Below are 16,235 nucleotides of genomic sequence, written 5' to 3'. Positions count from 1 at the left end.
CGCCCGGCCGCCGCACTGGTGCGGCGGCCGGGCGGGCCAGACCACCACCCGACTTCACCCCTGGAGGAACGCCCATGCGCTACAAGGCCGGTGACACCGTCCGGATCCTGCACCCCCGGCACCAGGGGGAGGTCCGCCCCGTGGCGTGCCTGCTGGACGGCCTGCTGTTCTTCCCCGGCGTCGACGGAGGGATCTGGCCCGACCAGGTCGAACTCGTCCGCGAGCGCAGCGGCAACCCGTGCGGCCAGCCGTGCGAGCACTCCCCCAGGTCGGACTGCCGGCACTGCCGGGGCCTGTGCCAGCAGCCGTACGGAGGCTGCGCGCCGCGCGAGGGCGAGGCGCCCGCCGTCGTCTTCACCGGCCCCCGCTGGTAGCGCCCGCACCGGCCCCGCCCCCGATCCCGCCCACCCGGAAGGCCCGCCCATGCCCAGCACTCCCGCCGCGCCGAACGGCCGGTTCAGCGTCACCGTCACCAAGCCCGGCCACGCCGCCGTCCGCATCGGCCCGTTCACCGACCGGTGGAGCGCCCGCGGGTTCGCCCACGCCCTGGACCACGTCGTCCGCGGCACCGGCGCCCCCGCCGGCACCACCGCCGACGTCACCGGCTACGACCCGGACCTGCCCCACCGGTGCGTCCCGGCCGCCGAGACGGCCGCACTCGCCCGCCAGATCGGCCAGGAGAGCGAGCAGGCCGGCCCGGCCGGCTTCCCGGACCTGTTCACCCGCCTCGTCGCCCACCGCGGCTGGGAGAACGCCGCCCGCGCCTGGCTCGCCGCCCGCGCCCACCGGGCCCTGGCCGCCGCCGAGACCGCCCCGGACCGCGGCGGACAGCCGCAGGCGCAGCAGACGTTCACCGTCTTCGGGATCATCAACCGCGAAGGCGCCACGCCCTCGCTCGACGTCGCCGGCATCGCCGCCGGCGACGTGCCCCGGGCCGACCACTGCGACCGGCCCTGGGCCTACTCCGACACCCAGGGCCGCTTCAGCGCCACCGTCCAGGCCGCCACCTGGCAGGACGCCGAGGAGAAGGCCCACGAGGGCGTCGAGTCCGGCGCCCTGCGCGAGCCCTGGCGCTGACCGGCCGCGGCCACACCCCCACGTCTGCGCCGAGATCCTCGCCAGCCCCGGCCACGTGGCCGACGGCGACACCGCCTGGGACTCCGGGCGCGACCGCGAGCACGCCGCCCGCATCGCCGCCGGAGCGTAGAGCCACACCCCGTGCACCCGCCACCGAAGGAGAAACGACCGTGAACACCACCGTGCCCACCGCCTCGGCTCTGACCTGGCGCGACCGCGCCGGCCGCACCCCGGTCCCGCCCGAGCGGTGGGGCCGGGACCACTGGCGCCTGCTCGCCTACGTGGAGACCCGCACGGTCGACCACCACGGCCTGCTGCGGTGGGACCACCTGACCCTGTCGCACACCAACTGGCCCTCCCTGTACGCGGCGCGGGCCTGGACCAACCGGGACTACAGCCACGACGCCGGCGAGACCCACCCGCTGCGGCTGCGCGGAAGCGCCGACGGCGCGCCGGGCGTGCTGCCCGGCCACTGCGAGGCCGACGCCCTGATGGACCTGGCCGACGCCGGCCTCATCACCATCGAGATGCCCCGGCCCGACGCCGGCGGCGACTACTTCCTCAAGCCCGACGGCCGGCCCCTGGCCGGCCAGGAGTACCCCAGCCCGAGGTTCACCACCGGCTTGGCCGAGCTGCAGCTGATGCCCTTCGCTCGCTTCCGGCTCACCGACCGCGGCCGGGCCGTCGCCGACGCACTGCGCGCCCACAAGGCCGCCGGCGGGGCCTGGTCCGCCTTCGAGCCCACCCGCATGGGCTGACACCGCGCGCCCGGCCGGGCCAGGCAGACGTACACCGCCTGAGCGCGCCGCCACGGACCGCGTCGGCGATCGGCCACCGGCGTGCCAGGGAGCCCGCGGTCGGCGAGCGCACCGCCGGCCGCGGACCTTGTGGCCCCTTCACGGACTGACGGCCCAGCAAGGCCAGGGGTCCGGTGTGCCGGGCCCGGCGCCGGCGGGGTGTCTGCTCTCGGTGAGGGCCGATGCGGGGCGCGGGCGGGAGGCGGGCGTCCGGGCGCGGCGCCCGGCGTGGACAGCCCTTGCTCGCTTCTGGGCCCTGGCCTGCGCCTCTGCGCGGAAGCCGGAGTCGACGTCGGTTTCGGGGTGCGGGCCGATCGGCTCGCGCCCGCGGCGCGGACGCTGCCACCATCGGCTCACCGCGCCGGGTGAACTCCCGCAGGGTCCCCGGCCGCCCAGCAGCTGACACCCGCATGGAGGCGCCGTCATGTCCACTTTCCTGCCCACCGAATCCGCCGGCGCCCAGCCGGCCGCTCCGGTCCCCGCCACGTCCGGGCGCCTGGGTACGAGCGAGGCGGCCGTCGTCATCGCCGCCATCGCCGCGGTGACCGTGCTCGCGGTCCTTCAGCGCCCGATCCCCGCCGTCCTGACCGCGCTCGCCGCGGCGGCCTGCCTCCTGCTGGTCCCCGGCCGCGCGGGCCGCCTGCTCGGCGCGCTCACCGGCGGCCGCGGATGACCCGCCCGCCGGCTGAGCCGGTGGAAGTGACGGTGCTGCGGGGCTGGTTGCGCGCGGCGAAGGGAACGCGGACTTTCGACGGCCTCGCCCGCCGGGCGACTGCGGGCGGGCTGATCGTCTCCGCGTGCACCCTGCGCCGGGCCCTGGACGGCCGGCTGCCCACCCGGCGCACCGTCCTCGCCTTCGCCCGGGGATCCGGCGCCGACGAGCAGGTGGCCGAGCGGCTGTGGGAGGCGGCCGCAGAGGCCGGCCGCAGGCCGCCGGCCAGGGCCCGCGCCCCGTACGTGTCGGACCAGGTCGCCACGCTGGCCGGACTGGCCAGGGCCATGCGGCGCCTGCGCACTGCGGCCGGCGGCCCCACCCTGCGGGAACTTGCCGCCGCACCCGGGGCCGCGGGCCGGTTCTCCCGCAGCGCGCTCCACCTGGCCCTGGCCGGTCGTCGGCTGCCCGGCGAGCGGCTGCTGACCGGCTTCGCCGCCGCCTGCGGCGCGAGCGAGGAGACGGCCGGTGCCCTGCTCGCCGCCCGCCGGCGGATCCTGGCCGGGCCTCCGCCGCGGCGGCCGGCTTACCCGTGCGCGATCGTCGAGGAGGCCGAGAGCCGGCGCCTGCAGGACGGGGCCGCCCGGCCCTGGCTCACCGAACCGGACCTGGACTGGTATGACCGGCAGCTGCGCGACGAGGAAGAAGCCAGGACGGAACGCATGATCACGTGGGTCGACAGTCTCAGTGCCGAGGAGCTCCAGGCGTTGCAGCGGCAGGCCAGGGCCGGCGGCGGCGTGGCCGCGGGTGAAGGCGGCGGGAGTCGACGCCCTGTAGCCCCGGCCCGTCTCCGGCCGGGGCGGAACACGGCGGCCTGGCCGAGGGAGGCACGGCGGTCCCGCGGGGCACTGCAGCCCGGTGGCGTCCGGGCAGTACCGGAGGCGCCGGAGCAGCACGGGCCGAGGAGGGAATCCCAGCTCCCCAGGTCGCGCGCCGGGAGCGAGGTCCTCCCGTCAGTGAGGGAGACCGCGGTGGCGCGGTGGGCGTACTCGGCCAGGCCCGGCAGGCCGGGGCGGTGCTCGGCGATCCGGGCGGCCAGCGCCCGTACGGAGGGGCGGCGCGCCTCCAGGGGTGCGGCGATCTCGACGAGGCGGAACTGGGCGAAGGCGCCGGCCGGCACAGACTCTCGTGTGTATGCCCGACGGGGTTGACGTGCGGCACCGCCGGGCTTTGGATGGCTTCTCCCTTCGCGTCCCTTCGCACCACTGGGAGAGCGCTGGTGAAGAGGCGTATGAAACTGTCCGACAACCTGTCGCCGTGCTCCCGGCGCGGCGGGGCACTGCTCAGCGCCGCCTCCATGCCGAGGAAGGACTCCTTCGGCCAGCCGATCCGGCTGGAGCTGTGCCCGGCCTGCGACGCCGACAAGCCTGCCGCCGGCGTGCTGCTGCGCTGGCTCACCTCCGGCGGCGGCAAAGACCCGGCCAGAGCCGCAGAAGGCGCCCGCTTGGGCATGGAGTGGATGAAGGAAGGCATGGCCGCCCATGGCTGGGGCTGGGTACCGAAAGGTCTGCCGACCGAGTATCTGCCCCGGCACACCGGTCCACGCACGCTCGGGAGCGGGTGAGACGCCGATGGGTTGGAGGAGACGCGACAGGCCCCGCCCCAGGTCCATCCTCGAGGTGACCGACGAACTGTCCGCGGCGATGGTCGCGGCCCGGAAGCGAGGTCTGCAGCAGGACCTGCGGAACCTGGCCGCCCGCATCCGCGCCGACGCCGCCGACATGCCCGCATCGCCCGACTTCCACGCCGGAGTCGACTGGACGCTGTTGTGGATCGAGAACACCGCCACCTCCCTCACCGCCGACCTCGCCGCCGAAGACCCTCCGCACGACCGGTGACGAACGGCTGGTCTCCGGCAGCCGAGCCGACCGTGCAACGAGGCCGACCGCGCGGGTGGGCTGCTGTGCTTGGGGTCAGGTCCGGCGGCGGAACAGACCATGGAGCCTGCCCGGCAGCTGGGCCTTCGCCGCCACCGGCCAGAGCCGTACGGTCGGCCCTCAGGGGCGCCCGCCGAGGGTGGGCAGCCCGGCCGAGGCGGCCCGCACGCTCCGGCCGCGGCGAGCGGCGCGGCCGTCCTTGAGGATCCGGCGGGCCCGCGCGCGCCACACCTGTGCCTCCTGCTGGCGGCCGGCCTCACGGTGTACTGCGGCGACGCGCAGCGCGGCGGTGCGGGCCCGGGCGGCCAGGACCTCGGCCACGGGCGCCAGGGGGCCGTCCACCCGTACCGCGCCGGGAGCGCCCCGCAGGCACAGCACGAGCCGGCCATCCGGCTCGGCCCCGGCGAGACCCTGCACGTACACCCGGGCCCGGCTCAGCCCCACCGCGATCTCGGCGAGACGCTCCAGCTCCGGCCACGTGCACGGCAGCAGCACCTCCTCCAGGACAGTCAGCGGGGCCGGCCGCCAGGAAGCCGACCGCGGGCGCCGCCCCTCGCGGTGTATCCGCACGCCGATCACCGGCCAGGACTCGCCCGCCAGCGCCGGGTGCCTCATCTCGGCCTTGGCCATCTGTGCCTCCGCCCTGCCGGATCGGTCACCGCAGTATCCCGCCCCGCGCCGAGCCCGGCGGACCGTGCAGGGGCGCACCCGGACCAGACACCAGGAGCGCGGGCGCCAGGACGACATCGCCGGCGCATCGACAGCGGCAGACCGAGGCCGGCGCGGGACGGAACCTGCGGGCCGAGCTGGATGACGGGCCCAGTCCGACAGCGGCCAGACGGCAGGACTGACCCGACGACAGGCGGCGGGACGGCATCGGAGCTCGGCGTCGACGTACAAACAGGCGGGCGGAGCACGGCGGGCGGCCGTGCTCCGGGCCCAACCACGACGGTGCACGGCGCGTCCTCATCCTCCGGTCGACCAGTCCGGCGCTGCGCCGACGCTGCGGTCACCGGCACGGTGCCCGAGCTCTTGGTCCTCGTCGTCGGCCTCCGGCCCGACGGGCCAGATGCCGAACGGGCCGGGCAGGCCGGGGCCGGCGGCGCCGAGCTGCGCGGCGCCGCCCTTGAGCCGGTGGTGGTCACGGATCACGGGCGTGGATCTCCTGCGGGTCGGAGGGGCGTACCCCGCCATGGTGACCCCGGCCCGGTGGCCGTGCGGCGGGATTCGGCCCGGCCACACCTCACACCGGAGCCCCGTCCGCGACGCACGGACGGGGGCCGGATCGGGCCGGCGCGTGCCGCCAGCCCGGGCAGACGCTGCAGCAGCGTGCGGCGCCGTCGCGGAGCGGGCCGCCGGGGCTCGGGCCGCCAGTCGCGGATCCGGTACGCCGGGCGGCCGCGTACAGGGGCGCAGCAGCGGCGGTCCGGACGGTCAGGGCCGGAAGGAGCGCACCCGCACGATGCGCGGCGCGACGGCGTTGCAGCCCGGGCAGAAGGAGCCGTGACGCCCGGGGTGAGTGGTGATCCGGTCGCCGCCGGACGAGCAGAACCAGTGGTCCTTTCCGTCGGCGTCGGTGGCGCGGACGGCCCGGATCGTCTGGGCCCCGGTGGGCGCGGAGGTCTTGGCCAGGGCGATCACGATGCCCTCCGTTTCAGGCCGGCCAGAGGGGCGCGGCGCGGGAAGCGGCCCAGCGGCGGGCGCGGCGCCCCGGCTCCACCCTGCCCAGCGGCGCAGACAGCCGCCCATGCCCCGCCAGAGCTGGACCGAGGCGGGCCGTGGAATTCGACAACGAAGCCTGGGGCGGCGGCTGTGCGGCCGCTTAGGAAGGCGCTGGCGGGGCGGGTCCGCAGGGCGGTCGGGCGCAGGCCGGTCGGCGGGAAACCTCGGTCCCTGGGCGGGACCGGAACCCTCCGTCGGCAGTGCCCCCTGATCACTCATCCAGCACGCTGTGGGCGCGCACCGTCCGATCCGGGTCGCTCCCTGCGCACCGCCCGGCAGGGAGTCGGATCATGCGGTAGGGGTCCTCCAAGATGGGAGCAGGGCGGAAACCGTGCCGGACGTACCAGGCGCGCAGGTCGTCGTGCGCGAGCCCTGCCTCCCGCCAGGCGGGAAAGGGCGCCGCCACCAGCCCTACCGGCTTGAACGGGCAATTCGTCAGGATGGCCCGCAGCAGGCGGGTGGCGTGCCCGCGTCCTCGGTAACGCGGGTCGATACCGATGTGGCAGATCCAGACCGACTCCCCGTCCAGTGCGTCCAGATACCCGGCCATCTCGGTCTCCGTGCGCAGCTCCCACACCAGCCGCGGCGCGTCCGTGTCCACGCGCACGAGGCGAACTCCGTCCCTCGTCATCGCACTCCTCCAATTCCTCTACGGGCAGGTCAGCGTGCGGCCGGACGCAGCGAGCCGCGCTCCATCTCCCACCCGCCCCCTCTCCGCGCTGAAAGACGACACAGCGCGGGCGAACGACGACTTCGGGACCAGCCGGGGCGCGGCGCGGGAAGCGGCCCAGCGGCGGGCGCGGCAGCCGGAGCACGGCCGGCGCCGCACCCCGGCTGCTGCCCGGGACGCGGCGCCCCGGGCAGCAGGGGTCTGGCGGTCGCGCCCCTTGTGGGGGGCCATCGCCTCTGTGCACCGGGTACGGCGCGACAGCTGGGAGCGGCGCCCCCGGGAAGGCCCGGGGGCGCCACCCCGTTCAGGGGGAGGCCCTGAGCGCTTCTGCGGGGACTCGAACCCCGTTCCCCGGGTCGACAACCCGGTGCCCTACCCATGGACCACAGAAGCCGGTGCGGCACGTGCCCTCGGCGGGATTCGAACCCGCGATCTCCTCATTGAGAGTGAGGCGAGATAGCCGCTACTCCACGAGGGCCTGAGCGGGGGCCTCCCGCTGGGGGGGAGGGCGGGAGGCCCCGGTGAGTCGGCGGGATTCGAACCCGCTCCTGCCCCCGGGCCTCCCCCCGCAGGGGGAGTGAGGGGGCCGTGCACGCCGTACACCGCAACTCCAGAGGGGAGCGACCCCTCCTTCAACCCGGACGCTGATCAGGCGGCCGGGTCCGCGCAAGAGCCGTCAGGGAGGAGCGGCGTCAGCCGCATCACCCCCTGTCGACTCTTAAAACTATACATAACCCGAAGTGGAAGCGCAAGCCATAAGAGACAAGCGCCCAAGCAGCGGCAGGGCGGCACCCCCGGAGAGGAGCGGAGCGAGCCGCGGATGACCGAGCAGGCGGCAACAGGCGGAAGGCCGGGACCAGGAGGACACTGGGGCTATGACCCCGTATGACGGCCCTGCCGAGCTCCTGGTGGACGGAAACGCTTACGCGTGCCGGGCCCACCTGCAGTGCTGGCAAGAGACCGAGAGGCCTCGTTCCTTCGGTGGCCCGGACCGGGTCCAGGGCCTCCCGGGCTGGGGCGGCACCCTCGAGATGCAGGGCGACCAGCCGGACTTCGCCTGGAACATCAGCCAGGCGGAGGACCTGCGTCTGCGCATCGGTGACCGCGAAGCCGCCGCCTCGGTGAGGCCACACGACGGAGGCTCACTGGAGATCACCAGCAACAACAGCCAGGCACCTTTCGACTGCGGCGACCGGGACTGACACGAAGAGCACCTTTCTCCCCGCGACGCGGAGGACCGGGGCCGCCGGCCTGGAGCGGTACCGCCGCCGGCCTCCGGCCGCCGCACAGGGACACGGCGCAGCCAGGGAGCGACCGCGCGGGAGTGTGCCGGGGCACGGCCGCCCGACCGACGCACCGCCGGCCAGCGCCGCGGTGCCGGCCGGGCAGACTTCAAACCGGCCCGCAGCAGCCCCGGGCCGGCCCACGGCCGCACAGCGTGCGGCGACCCAGCCAGACCGAACCCCCTCGGCGGCGCGGCCCGAACCCCGGCACCGACTCACCCTGTGCCGCTGAGACCGGAGCCAGCGCCCGGACCGGCCTCAGCAGGCCCGGACGCCCGGCTCCCGCCGCGGAGACTGCCCGGCGGGCCCGGACTGGTCCTTCTTCCGGCGGTAGCCCTGCCGCGTCTCCAGCGCCCTGGCGACGGTGCGCCCATACCAGCGGTTCACACCATGACCGGTGTCATCCGGCTCCGGCCAACGCCTGGGGCCACCACCGCGACTGCGCGAGAGATCCGCCCGGATCGTGGCCGCCTTGATGCCGACACCGGCCTCCTCCAGCTGCCGTGCGGTGTAGAGCCGGTCAGGCTCCAGGGCGACGGCCTGGCGGGCCACGTGCTCACGAACGAAGACAGCCACCGCCTCGGAGTCGTACTCGTGGTACCGGCCGCGCCGCTGCGGCAGCGGGGCGGGGAAGGCCGGATGCCTGGTCCACTCCTTGGTCACGGTGTGGCGGCTGCGGTTGTAGGTCTCGGCGATTTCCGGCGCGATGAGGCCGCGTTGTTCTACCATCGTGGTGACGCTCCTTTCGGGAGTTTTCAGCTGGTAGGGGCCGACGCTCTGTCACCCCCGGGCTTGCCCGGGGATCGCGTCGGCCCCTCTCCCTTGCCGTGACAGGGGCGGTACGGTGCGGTCCGGTCGAAGAACTCCGAGAGAGGCACCGCCCCGGGCTGGGTGCCCGGGGCAGCCGCGAGAGCTACAGCGCGTCCGTCTCGGGCGGGCCGTAGTCGCCTTCCTCGATCATCTCGCTGAGAGCAACGAAACGACTGAGAGCGAACTCGACGGCGTCGAGCCGCCAAGGGGCGAACCCAGCCGCCTTGTACAGGGCCAGCACCTCGTAGGCGGTGAACCATTCGAGGATCAGTTCCTGAAAGGCACGCTTGGCGCTGGAGGAAATCGGCTCGTCCGCGATCAGCGTCCGGGCCCGGTCAAGACCCACAAGAGCCTCGGCCTTGTTCTCCTCGTCCAGCTCCGGGAGTTCCACCGGGATCGGGAGGTCCCGCAGGATCCCCCTCAGATCGATATGGGCCCCGAGCAGGGCCACCCCCAGGAAGGTGTACTTCCTCTCGCTGTCGTCATGGTCGGCCATGACGTTCCTCTCTCTGTGGAGTTTTCAACTGGGCGCCAGGTCCGGGGCTGTCACCCCCCGCCCTGGCACTTCTAATTTTACAACATTGGATTCTTATTTTGCAACGCATGCGAGGATGAAACAGCCCCGGCCCCCGCGCCGAGGACCGGGGCCGCCGGCCGCCTACACCAGTGCCCACCCCGACAACCGGTCTCCTCGCCCGACCTCGGCTGTCAACACCTTCCCCGGCAGCTCCCGCACCGGCACACCCACCGCCTCGGCGATCTCCCCCGCCGGATACCGCACCGGCTCGGCCCGCTCCTCCGCCGGCACATCCGCCGCAACGATCTCGGCCTGATCACCGAACAGCAGCAGCACCCGCACCCGCACCCGCTCACCCACGACCAACCTCGCTTCCCCGGCCCCGCGCACCGGCCGGCCCCGACAGACTCCACCCCTACCCAACCACCTCAGCAGCGCGGCCACCCCGCCAGCCGACACATCGCGGCCCCTGAAGGCGTCCGCACGCCGAACATGCGACCGTCCACACCGAGCCAGCGCAGCGCCAACAGCGCGTTGAGATCGCCCGGTTCTGGACGGGGTGCCGGACCGAGGGCCCCGGCCGAAGGAGAGGCCATCGACCACCCCGGGCAGACGGCTGACCACACCACCGCGGCCCGCCGGCGCCGGCCCGGTCATGCTCGACCACGGGCGGGTGCCTTCGGCCCCGGGGCGGTGGGTCAGTCGTCGGGGATCAGCCGAACGCTGCGGCGTAGCTCTCGGCCTCCAGAACGGCCGCCGCGGTCTCGATGTCGGCCCGCAGGTCGATCCCGGCGCGGGCGGCGGCATCGAGGACCTCGCGCGGCGCGGGGTCCTCTCCCTGGTCGGCGGCGGCGATGTGCCGGGCCACCGCCCAGCGCAACGCGGCCAAGTCGGACTCGGCAGCCACCAACCGTCGCAGGACGGGCGCCAGCACGCCCCGGCAGTACCGGCCCAGCGCAGCGTCAGCGCCGCCACCCCGGATCATGCCGGCATGGAACCGGGCGACCTCGGCCACCAGGTCAGGCGAGGCCGGCTCTCCCAGCCCCACTTCGGCCGCGACAGCGGCCAGTTCGTCAGGCGCAGCAGGATTCAGCACGAGGGCTCCGAGTGTGAAGGGGTGAGCGGGCCGTGTACGGCGCGAAGGCCGCGCGCCGTACAGCCCTTCGGGACGTTGGCCGCCACGGCGCAGGCCATACGGCGGCGGGTGGTCCCCGGGATGAGACCGGCTGCCGCGGTGTGGGGTGCGCCCAGGCTGGAGGCGCCGAGCAGCGCTTCGAAGGGGAAAGCCAGGACTTCGACTGCGCTGGTCGCGTGCCGCCGGATGCGGTAGGCGAGCTGGGTGCGACGCCTCCGCCGGCGCCCCGCAGACGCCTTGCGGGGATGAGCCGGGGGAAGCTCAGAAGCCATCAAGGTACTCCTTCGGGTTCGCAGAGCAGGCGTACAGGGGCGCGGCGTCGGGCCCGCCGCTCACCGGCCACGGCGGCCGCGCTTCTTGGCCTGGTACATCGCGGCGTCGGCGGCGCCGAGCAACGCCGACAGGTCAGTGGTGCCGAGCATGTCCTGGCGAGCCACCCCGATCGAGGCACCCACGGTCAGGGACACGCCTTCGTAGTCGATGGGGGAGGCCAGGGCAGCCTCAAGTCGCTCGATGCGCCGGGGCAGGTGAGGAGTGGCGGTCACGACGGCGACGAATTCGTCCCCTGCCAGGCGCCCGGCGTGGCCGTCGGATGCGCACCAGGCTCGCAGTCGCTGGCCGACTGCGGCGAGAACGGCGTCTCCCGCATGGTGCCCGAAGCGGTCGTTGATCGGCTTGAACGCATCGAGGTCGGCGAAGACGACCGCCGCTGCGGGCCCGGCCTTCAGTCGCGCGTCGGCCAGAGCGGTCCAGGCTGCGCGCGTGGGCAGGCCGGTGACCGGGCAGGTCCGGGCCTGGTCCAACAGGTCGGTGAGATCCTCGGCGTGGGCGAGCAGGTTCTCGACGGCGGGTACGAGTCGGGCCAGGTGCCGGTGGAGCTGCTCGCGGCTGACGTCCGTGCGGGTCAGGTCGGCACGGGCCTGAGCGAGCACAGCGCCCAGCTCGGCGGGCTGCGCCATCATGAGGCTCCTTCCGGTCCTATGGCATCGGGGGCGACTACCACCCCTCTCGCCTCTTAAGACTATACAGTCAGCCTCCGACGGACGCAAGTCATAAGATTCAATAGACCGCAAGTGGTCGCCTCGGCATTCAGCACATCGACTCTTATGACTTGCATTCACCGATGGGTGCATGTATTGTCTTAAGAGACAACGAGGCGTCACCCCCGCACCTCAGCGCCCCTGGGAGGAACCATGACCACGAAGACCGCCGGCATCGCGGACGCCGCATACCTCGCCCTGCGACTGCCCCCCGGCACCCGGGTCACCTACCACGGCACCGACGCAGCCTCGCACGGCGAGTGGACCGTCCAGCCGTGCGCATGCCGCCTGTGCACGGCCGCGACGCTGCTCGGCCGGACTGCCCGCCGCTACGAGCTGTACACCCTCGACGGCAAGCCCGGACCCCTTGTGCACGTGCGGCACACGTCCGTCACCCCCGTTGTCGGCTCGGCCGAGTTGAACGAGGCGGGCATCTGGTTGCCTACCAAGTACGCGGCCTCCCACCTGCGTCGCGAGCTGCGTCGCGCCTTCCCCGGCGTGAAGTTCTCCGTGCGCACCGGCCAGCGCAAGCACCGGCACGAGATCACCGTCAGCTGGAGCGGGGGCCCCGGCCGCACCGCCGTGAGCGCCATCGCCGCCCCGCTGCTGGCCCGTTACGGCAACGGCGACCGCCGTCGCCCTCAGTGGATCAGCATCACCGTCGGCGGACGCTCCTACAGCGGCGCCCCGATTGTCTCCGCCGTCCACCTTGACAGCGACTGACCCCCTACCAGTCTTAAGACGTGCACTGCCACACCCCGACTGTATAGTCTTAAGATGCAGACGATGATCTGCCCCGGAAGGAGCCTCGATGGACCTCAGCCCCGCAGGACAGGCCCTCTACATCTCGATGCGCGAGACCGGCGAGCTGATCACGCCGTACGAGTTGGCCCAGCTGCGGACCGAGGCCGTCGCCCGGCACGGCTTCAACGGCCTACGGATCGAAGCCACCAAGCGGGCCCTGTTCTGCGCCGCCGCTGAACCCGACTACCACTGCGACCGGTTCGCGTGGGCCCGTGCCGCCGCCGCCTTCGTCGACGACCGGCCGTGACACCCGGCCACCCGGTCCCGCCGGGCAGCCACACGAGGAGAGCCAACGATATGTGCCACACACACGACAACGAGCCTCGTTACGTGGTCGAACAGCTCGGCTACCGCGACTACGGCGTCTGGGACACCCGGAACGAGAGATGGGTCACCGACGGCAGCCAGGACCACTGCGAAGCCACCGCAGGCCGGCTCAACACGCACGGCGGCTGACACCCGGCACCGATGTGCCCACGGGCCACCGCGCGCCCAGCCGGCGCGACCTGCCCACCCTCAGAGGCCCCGCGCCACCCGCCCTGCAGCGACCCCCTTCGCCTCCAGGCTGCCGCGAACCGGGCGAGCCTGGCGGGCCGCCGTCCGCACCGCCACCGCACTCGGCAAACTCTCGTGCCGGCCGCGAAGCCTACGGACACCAACCCTTATCGACTCTTAAGGCTTGCATCGACCGCACCCGTATTGTATTGTCTTAAGAGACAACAAGGATGAAGTTCAGGGAGAGCCCGTGAACCGTAGCCTGACCCGCAACATCCTCCGCGCGGCCTACCGCACGCCGGTCAGCGACCACCCCTTCCGCCACCTGGTACAGGTGGAGCACGTCTTCCCGACCGAAGTGTTCGCCGACGCGCCGCGGCCCTGGTCCCCCGGCGAGGACTTCACCGAGGTGATGAGCGGGACGTGGTTGCGCAGCAATGACGACGGCACGCGGACGGCAGTGGTGGCCGGGGTCGGCCCCAAGCAGCTCCCGGCCGCCGACGGCGGCCCCTGGACCGAGGAAGAGGTCTGGACGGTCACGTCCGCCGACCCCGAGGTCTTCGCCTGGCTCGACGACAAGCCGCACCGCGTCACCTGGGCCCTGGGGCGGCCCGACGTGGAGATCGCCCGTGAGCCGTACGCCACGCATCCGCAGGCCACCGTGGACGCCTACTGGGACGCCTTCTGGCGGCGCCACTGGTTCACCCCCGACCGGCGCCCCGACGGCCACTACGGGCTCACTCTGGCCTGCGCACCCAACTACGGCGCCTGGGAGTGGGGCCCGCGGCCGCTGGCGACCGTCTCCGGCCGCATCATGGCCGCCCTGGGCGGGCGCGCGGTGGTGCGCAACGTGACGCTCACCGGTGACGCTCCCCACTGGCGCTCGCCCAAGCCCGTATCCCTCATGCGGTGCCTGGCCTAGAACTGGTCAGCAGATTGACTCTTAAGACTTGCATCCACCGTGCAGTATCTGTATAGTCTTAAGAGTCAACAGGGCGGAGGGAAACCCCGCTGAGACCCCCACCGGAAGGACCGGACATGCTCCAGCTACGCCTCGTGAACCACAACGGCCACACCGTCGCCCTCCCCGGCTTCGAGACCGTGGTCACCGTCGCCGACGAGGACGCGGACAAGACTGCGACGGCCCTCCTGGGAGAGCCCGCCGAGGCCGACGCCGCCTACTGGCGGGCCGTCGCCCGCGAGCACGCCGAGGCCCTCGGGGGCGAGGCCACCATCAACGGCCGGAACGCGCTGGCCCAGGTGGGGTACCACGACGCGCGGTACTACCGCGTCATCCGGACCCCCCTGCGCCCCAAGGGGTGACCGGCCCGGCCCCGCGCGCCGAGCGCGGGGCCGGTCTTCCCCCTTTGGCGCCCCTGGAGGAGTCCGCATGAACAGGAGATCGAGCACCTGTCGGACGGGCCGTGAGTAGCTCGTGAGGGCTCTGCGCAGGATCCGGGGCAGCACGGGGCGCGGCGGCACCGCGCCCCACAGCCAGCCGGCACCGCACAGTGAGCACCCTGCACCACCAATTGACTCTTAAGACTTGCGCATCCGCCACGCTCAATGTAGTGTCTTAAGAGACAACGGGGGACAGCCCCGGCGACGCAGACGAACGAAGGATTGGAACACGACATGAAGGCGACCACGACCTCCCCCGCGCCCCTCTTCGGCACCGAGGACCTGATCACCTCCACCGTCCACACGCCGGACACCCGTCCCCACCGCATCCGGGTCGTCGATCTCTACATGGAGGGCGACAAGCAGGGCGGCTTCTGCGTCCTGTGCGACGCCTACGGCGAGCTGAACGCGCTGCGCGACCTGGCACCGCACTCCTACGGCTGCATGCCCGACATCGAGCCGTTCACCAGCCCCACCCCCGCCTGGTACTGAGGCCCCGGACGACACCTGGAGACATACACGTGATCACGTACGCCAGCGCGCAGCGCATCGGCACCCGCTCACACCAGTGCGACGCCACGGCCACCGCTGCCCACCGGGGCGTGCGCGCCTGGGCGCTGCTGGACGGCATCGGCTCCAGCAGCACGGTCCAGGCCTGGACGCGCGGCAATGCCCGGCTTCTGGCCCGCGTGGCCGCGCAGACGCTTGACCCGGAAGCGGCCATCGCAGCGGTGCGCGCGGTCACCGACTACGACGGCCACCAGGACACCTGGGAACAGCCGCCGAGCGCGGTCGCGGTCGTCGCCGTACGCGCCACGGGCGGCGCGCTGCGCATCGCCTGGTGCGGCGACGCCCGCGCCTACTGGAAGCCGCTCGGTGCGGATGCGGAGTTGCAGCAGCTCACCCGCGACCACAATGAGGCTGAGCGGCTCCGGGCCGCGGGCTTCACCGATTTCCCCCGGCAGTACCGCAACTACGTCACCTCCAGCCTGCGGCGCTACAGCGGGGAGTTCGGCGATGTCGGCACGGCTCGCGCGCACGGACGCGGGCGGCTCCTGCTGTGCTCTGACGGCGTGTACTCGCCGTTCGAGGACAACGGCGCCGACCTCGGTTCTGTGCTGAACGAGGCCGCCGACCCGCGCGCTGCGGCGACCGCGCTCGTCTGCCGCGCCACCGCCTTCCCGGCGGAGCGGCGGGACAACGCCACCGCCACGGTCGTCGACTTCGGCTGAGCCCACCTGCGTGGGAGGCCGCCCGCCTGGGCCTCCCACGTCCGGGCCCCGGCCGGCAGTCCGGACGTTTTGACAGTGATCTTCCCGCCGGGACCTTCTTGGCCGCGCGCTGACGGCCCCGGCACCGGATGCGAGGACGCTCGGCGGCGCTTCCGGGTAATTCACGTCCGGCATCCCGCCCCTGGGCGCCTCCACAAGCAGCTGCGCGATCTCCGCGGCCTGACCCGGTGGCGCGCAGCGCACGAGTGCCGGACCATCGGCCACAATCACTCCACTTGAATCTTAAGACTTGCATCTGTCACACCCCGACTGTATAGTTTTAAGAGTCAGAAGGGCGGGGTGGCACCCCGGCCGAAGCACCACCCGCCAGGAGTGACCCGTGACCATCGCCCTCGCCGAGATGACCGGACTGCCCGTGGAGGTCATGGAGTTCGACCGCATTGAGTGCGCCGAGTGCAAGAAGGTCTCCCCCTTCCTCGACGACGGCGACGACGGCACCCACGACGCCCACGACGCGGGCTGGCACGTCCTCAACGTCGATGAGTGCGGCTGCCCCAACCTCTGCGGCGACTGCGCAGAGGAACTGTGCGGCGTCACCGACGACAGCCCCCGCCTGTTCGGGATGCGCATCGTGTGACACCCCGGTGCGGGCGGTCCTGCGGC

General features: G+C 73.2%; 25 protein-coding genes and 2 tRNA genes. 16 read left to right on the top strand and 11 right to left on the bottom strand.

The genetic code is table 11. The features are described 5' to 3' along the window. Nucleotides 1-74: 74 nt before the first annotated feature. From ACGRHY_RS29325 to ACGRHY_RS29295, 7 genes are all read left to right on the top strand, one after another. Nucleotides 75-374 (top strand): hypothetical protein, encoded by a 300-nt coding sequence (locus ACGRHY_RS29325; protein ID WP_394638692.1) that lies wholly within the window; start codon nt 75-77, stop codon nt 372-374. 49 nt (nt 375-423) lie between these two features. After that, on the top strand, nt 424-1,077 hold the full coding sequence (locus ACGRHY_RS29320) for a hypothetical protein (protein WP_394638691.1): 654 nt from the start codon (nt 424-426) through the stop codon (nt 1,075-1,077). Nucleotides 1,078-1,247: 170 nt separating this feature from the next. Then, a complete protein-coding gene (locus tag ACGRHY_RS29315; RefSeq protein ID WP_394638690.1) occupies nt 1,248-1,835 on the top strand; it encodes a hypothetical protein in 588 nt (195 codons plus the stop codon). Between the two features lie 463 nt (nt 1,836-2,298). Further along, nucleotides 2,299-2,547 carry a hypothetical protein gene (locus tag ACGRHY_RS29310; RefSeq protein ID WP_394638689.1) on the top strand — a complete coding sequence of 83 codons (249 nt, stop codon included), beginning with the start codon at nt 2,299-2,301 and terminating at the stop codon, nt 2,545-2,547. A gap of 20 nt (nt 2,548-2,567) precedes the next feature. Then, nucleotides 2,568-3,737 (top strand): hypothetical protein, encoded by a 1,170-nt coding sequence (locus ACGRHY_RS29305; RefSeq protein WP_394638688.1) that lies wholly within the window; start codon nt 2,568-2,570, stop codon nt 3,735-3,737. Nucleotides 3,738-3,817: 80 nt separating this feature from the next. Beyond that, a complete protein-coding gene (locus ACGRHY_RS29300; protein ID WP_394638687.1) occupies nt 3,818-4,150 on the top strand; it encodes a DUF6300 family protein in 333 nt (110 codons plus the stop codon). A 55-nt stretch (nt 4,151-4,205) separates the two neighbouring features. Continuing rightward, nucleotides 4,206-4,424: a hypothetical protein gene (locus ACGRHY_RS29295; RefSeq protein WP_394638686.1), complete on the top strand. Its 219-nt coding sequence runs from the start codon at nt 4,206-4,208 to the stop codon at nt 4,422-4,424. A gap of 159 nt (nt 4,425-4,583) precedes the next feature. Here ACGRHY_RS29295 and ACGRHY_RS29290 read toward each other — a convergent pair whose 3' ends face one another. From ACGRHY_RS29290 to ACGRHY_RS29265, 6 genes are all read right to left on the bottom strand, one after another. Next, nucleotides 4,584-5,093 carry a hypothetical protein gene (locus ACGRHY_RS29290; RefSeq protein ID WP_394638685.1) on the bottom strand — a complete coding sequence of 170 codons (510 nt, stop codon included), beginning with the start codon at nt 5,091-5,093 and terminating at the stop codon, nt 4,584-4,586. A gap of 336 nt (nt 5,094-5,429) precedes the next feature. Then, entirely contained in the window at nt 5,430-5,615 is a 186-nt protein-coding gene (locus ACGRHY_RS29285; RefSeq protein WP_394638684.1) for a hypothetical protein, read from the bottom strand. A 282-nt stretch (nt 5,616-5,897) separates the two neighbouring features. Then, on the bottom strand, nt 5,898-6,104 hold the full coding sequence (locus ACGRHY_RS29280; protein WP_394638683.1) for a hypothetical protein: 207 nt from the start codon (nt 6,102-6,104) through the stop codon (nt 5,898-5,900). Between the two features lie 292 nt (nt 6,105-6,396). Continuing rightward, on the bottom strand, nt 6,397-6,816 hold the full coding sequence (locus tag ACGRHY_RS29275) for a GNAT family N-acetyltransferase (RefSeq protein ID WP_394638682.1): 420 nt from the start codon (nt 6,814-6,816) through the stop codon (nt 6,397-6,399). 361 nt (nt 6,817-7,177) lie between these two features. Further along, nucleotides 7,178-7,248, bottom strand: a tRNA-Asp gene (locus ACGRHY_RS29270). A 12-nt stretch (nt 7,249-7,260) separates the two neighbouring features. After that, nucleotides 7,261-7,333: transfer RNA gene (locus ACGRHY_RS29265), tRNA-Glu, on the bottom strand. 397 nt (nt 7,334-7,730) lie between these two features. Here ACGRHY_RS29265 and ACGRHY_RS29260 point away from each other — a divergent pair. Next, the gene (locus tag ACGRHY_RS29260; RefSeq protein ID WP_394638681.1) at nt 7,731-8,057 is read left to right on the top strand and encodes a hypothetical protein; all 327 of its coding nucleotides are present in this window, start codon (nt 7,731-7,733) and stop codon (nt 8,055-8,057) included. A 339-nt stretch (nt 8,058-8,396) separates the two neighbouring features. Here the strand turns inward: ACGRHY_RS29260 and ACGRHY_RS29255 are convergent, their stop codons facing one another. The 5 genes from ACGRHY_RS29255 to ACGRHY_RS29235 all read right to left on the bottom strand — a co-directional run bounded on the left by ACGRHY_RS29255 (nt 8,397) and on the right by ACGRHY_RS29235 (nt 11,562). Next, nucleotides 8,397-8,867 (bottom strand): hypothetical protein, encoded by a 471-nt coding sequence (locus ACGRHY_RS29255; RefSeq protein ID WP_394638680.1) that lies wholly within the window; start codon nt 8,865-8,867, stop codon nt 8,397-8,399. Between the two features lie 184 nt (nt 8,868-9,051). Then, nucleotides 9,052-9,444, bottom strand: a complete 393-nt coding sequence (locus ACGRHY_RS29250; RefSeq protein WP_394638679.1) for a hypothetical protein — start codon at nt 9,442-9,444, stop codon at nt 9,052-9,054. A gap of 162 nt (nt 9,445-9,606) precedes the next feature. Beyond that, nucleotides 9,607-9,825 (bottom strand): hypothetical protein, encoded by a 219-nt coding sequence (locus tag ACGRHY_RS29245; RefSeq protein WP_394638678.1) that lies wholly within the window; start codon nt 9,823-9,825, stop codon nt 9,607-9,609. A 352-nt stretch (nt 9,826-10,177) separates the two neighbouring features. Next, nucleotides 10,178-10,561: a hypothetical protein gene (locus ACGRHY_RS29240; RefSeq protein WP_394638677.1), complete on the bottom strand. Its 384-nt coding sequence runs from the start codon at nt 10,559-10,561 to the stop codon at nt 10,178-10,180. A gap of 371 nt (nt 10,562-10,932) precedes the next feature. After that, nucleotides 10,933-11,562 carry a GGDEF domain-containing protein gene (locus ACGRHY_RS29235; RefSeq protein ID WP_394638676.1) on the bottom strand — a complete coding sequence of 210 codons (630 nt, stop codon included), beginning with the start codon at nt 11,560-11,562 and terminating at the stop codon, nt 10,933-10,935. 231 nt (nt 11,563-11,793) lie between these two features. Here ACGRHY_RS29235 and ACGRHY_RS29230 point away from each other — a divergent pair, with 231 nt between their 5' ends. The 8 genes from ACGRHY_RS29230 to ACGRHY_RS29195 all read left to right on the top strand — a co-directional run bounded on the left by ACGRHY_RS29230 (nt 11,794) and on the right by ACGRHY_RS29195 (nt 16,209). After that, the gene (locus ACGRHY_RS29230; protein WP_394638675.1) at nt 11,794-12,363 is read left to right on the top strand and encodes an LPD29 domain-containing protein; all 570 of its coding nucleotides are present in this window, start codon (nt 11,794-11,796) and stop codon (nt 12,361-12,363) included. 88 nt (nt 12,364-12,451) lie between these two features. Further along, the gene (locus tag ACGRHY_RS29225) at nt 12,452-12,691 is read left to right on the top strand and encodes a hypothetical protein (RefSeq protein ID WP_394638674.1); all 240 of its coding nucleotides are present in this window, start codon (nt 12,452-12,454) and stop codon (nt 12,689-12,691) included. 50 nt (nt 12,692-12,741) lie between these two features. Then, entirely contained in the window at nt 12,742-12,900 is a 159-nt protein-coding gene (locus ACGRHY_RS29220) for a hypothetical protein (RefSeq protein ID WP_394638673.1), read from the top strand. Nucleotides 12,901-13,189: 289 nt separating this feature from the next. Beyond that, on the top strand, nt 13,190-13,861 hold the full coding sequence (locus tag ACGRHY_RS29215; RefSeq protein ID WP_394638672.1) for a hypothetical protein: 672 nt from the start codon (nt 13,190-13,192) through the stop codon (nt 13,859-13,861). A 116-nt stretch (nt 13,862-13,977) separates the two neighbouring features. Next, nucleotides 13,978-14,262: a hypothetical protein gene (locus ACGRHY_RS29210; RefSeq protein WP_394638671.1), complete on the top strand. Its 285-nt coding sequence runs from the start codon at nt 13,978-13,980 to the stop codon at nt 14,260-14,262. A gap of 312 nt (nt 14,263-14,574) precedes the next feature. Beyond that, nucleotides 14,575-14,832, top strand: coding sequence for a hypothetical protein (locus ACGRHY_RS29205; RefSeq protein WP_394638670.1), 258 nt, complete (start codon nt 14,575-14,577; stop codon nt 14,830-14,832). A gap of 29 nt (nt 14,833-14,861) precedes the next feature. Next, on the top strand, nt 14,862-15,572 hold the full coding sequence (locus tag ACGRHY_RS29200) for a PP2C family protein-serine/threonine phosphatase (protein ID WP_394638669.1): 711 nt from the start codon (nt 14,862-14,864) through the stop codon (nt 15,570-15,572). Between the two features lie 379 nt (nt 15,573-15,951). Continuing rightward, the gene (locus tag ACGRHY_RS29195; RefSeq protein ID WP_394638668.1) at nt 15,952-16,209 is read left to right on the top strand and encodes a hypothetical protein; all 258 of its coding nucleotides are present in this window, start codon (nt 15,952-15,954) and stop codon (nt 16,207-16,209) included. Nucleotides 16,210-16,235 lie beyond the last annotated feature (26 nt).

Origin of the sequence: Streptomyces shinuiensis (genome assembly GCF_043660855.1) — a bacterium.
GTDB lineage: Bacteria > Actinomycetota > Actinomycetes > Streptomycetales > Streptomycetaceae > Streptomyces.
Note: the sequence above shows the minus strand (reverse complement) of the source record. Positions and strands in the feature narration are given on the sequence as shown.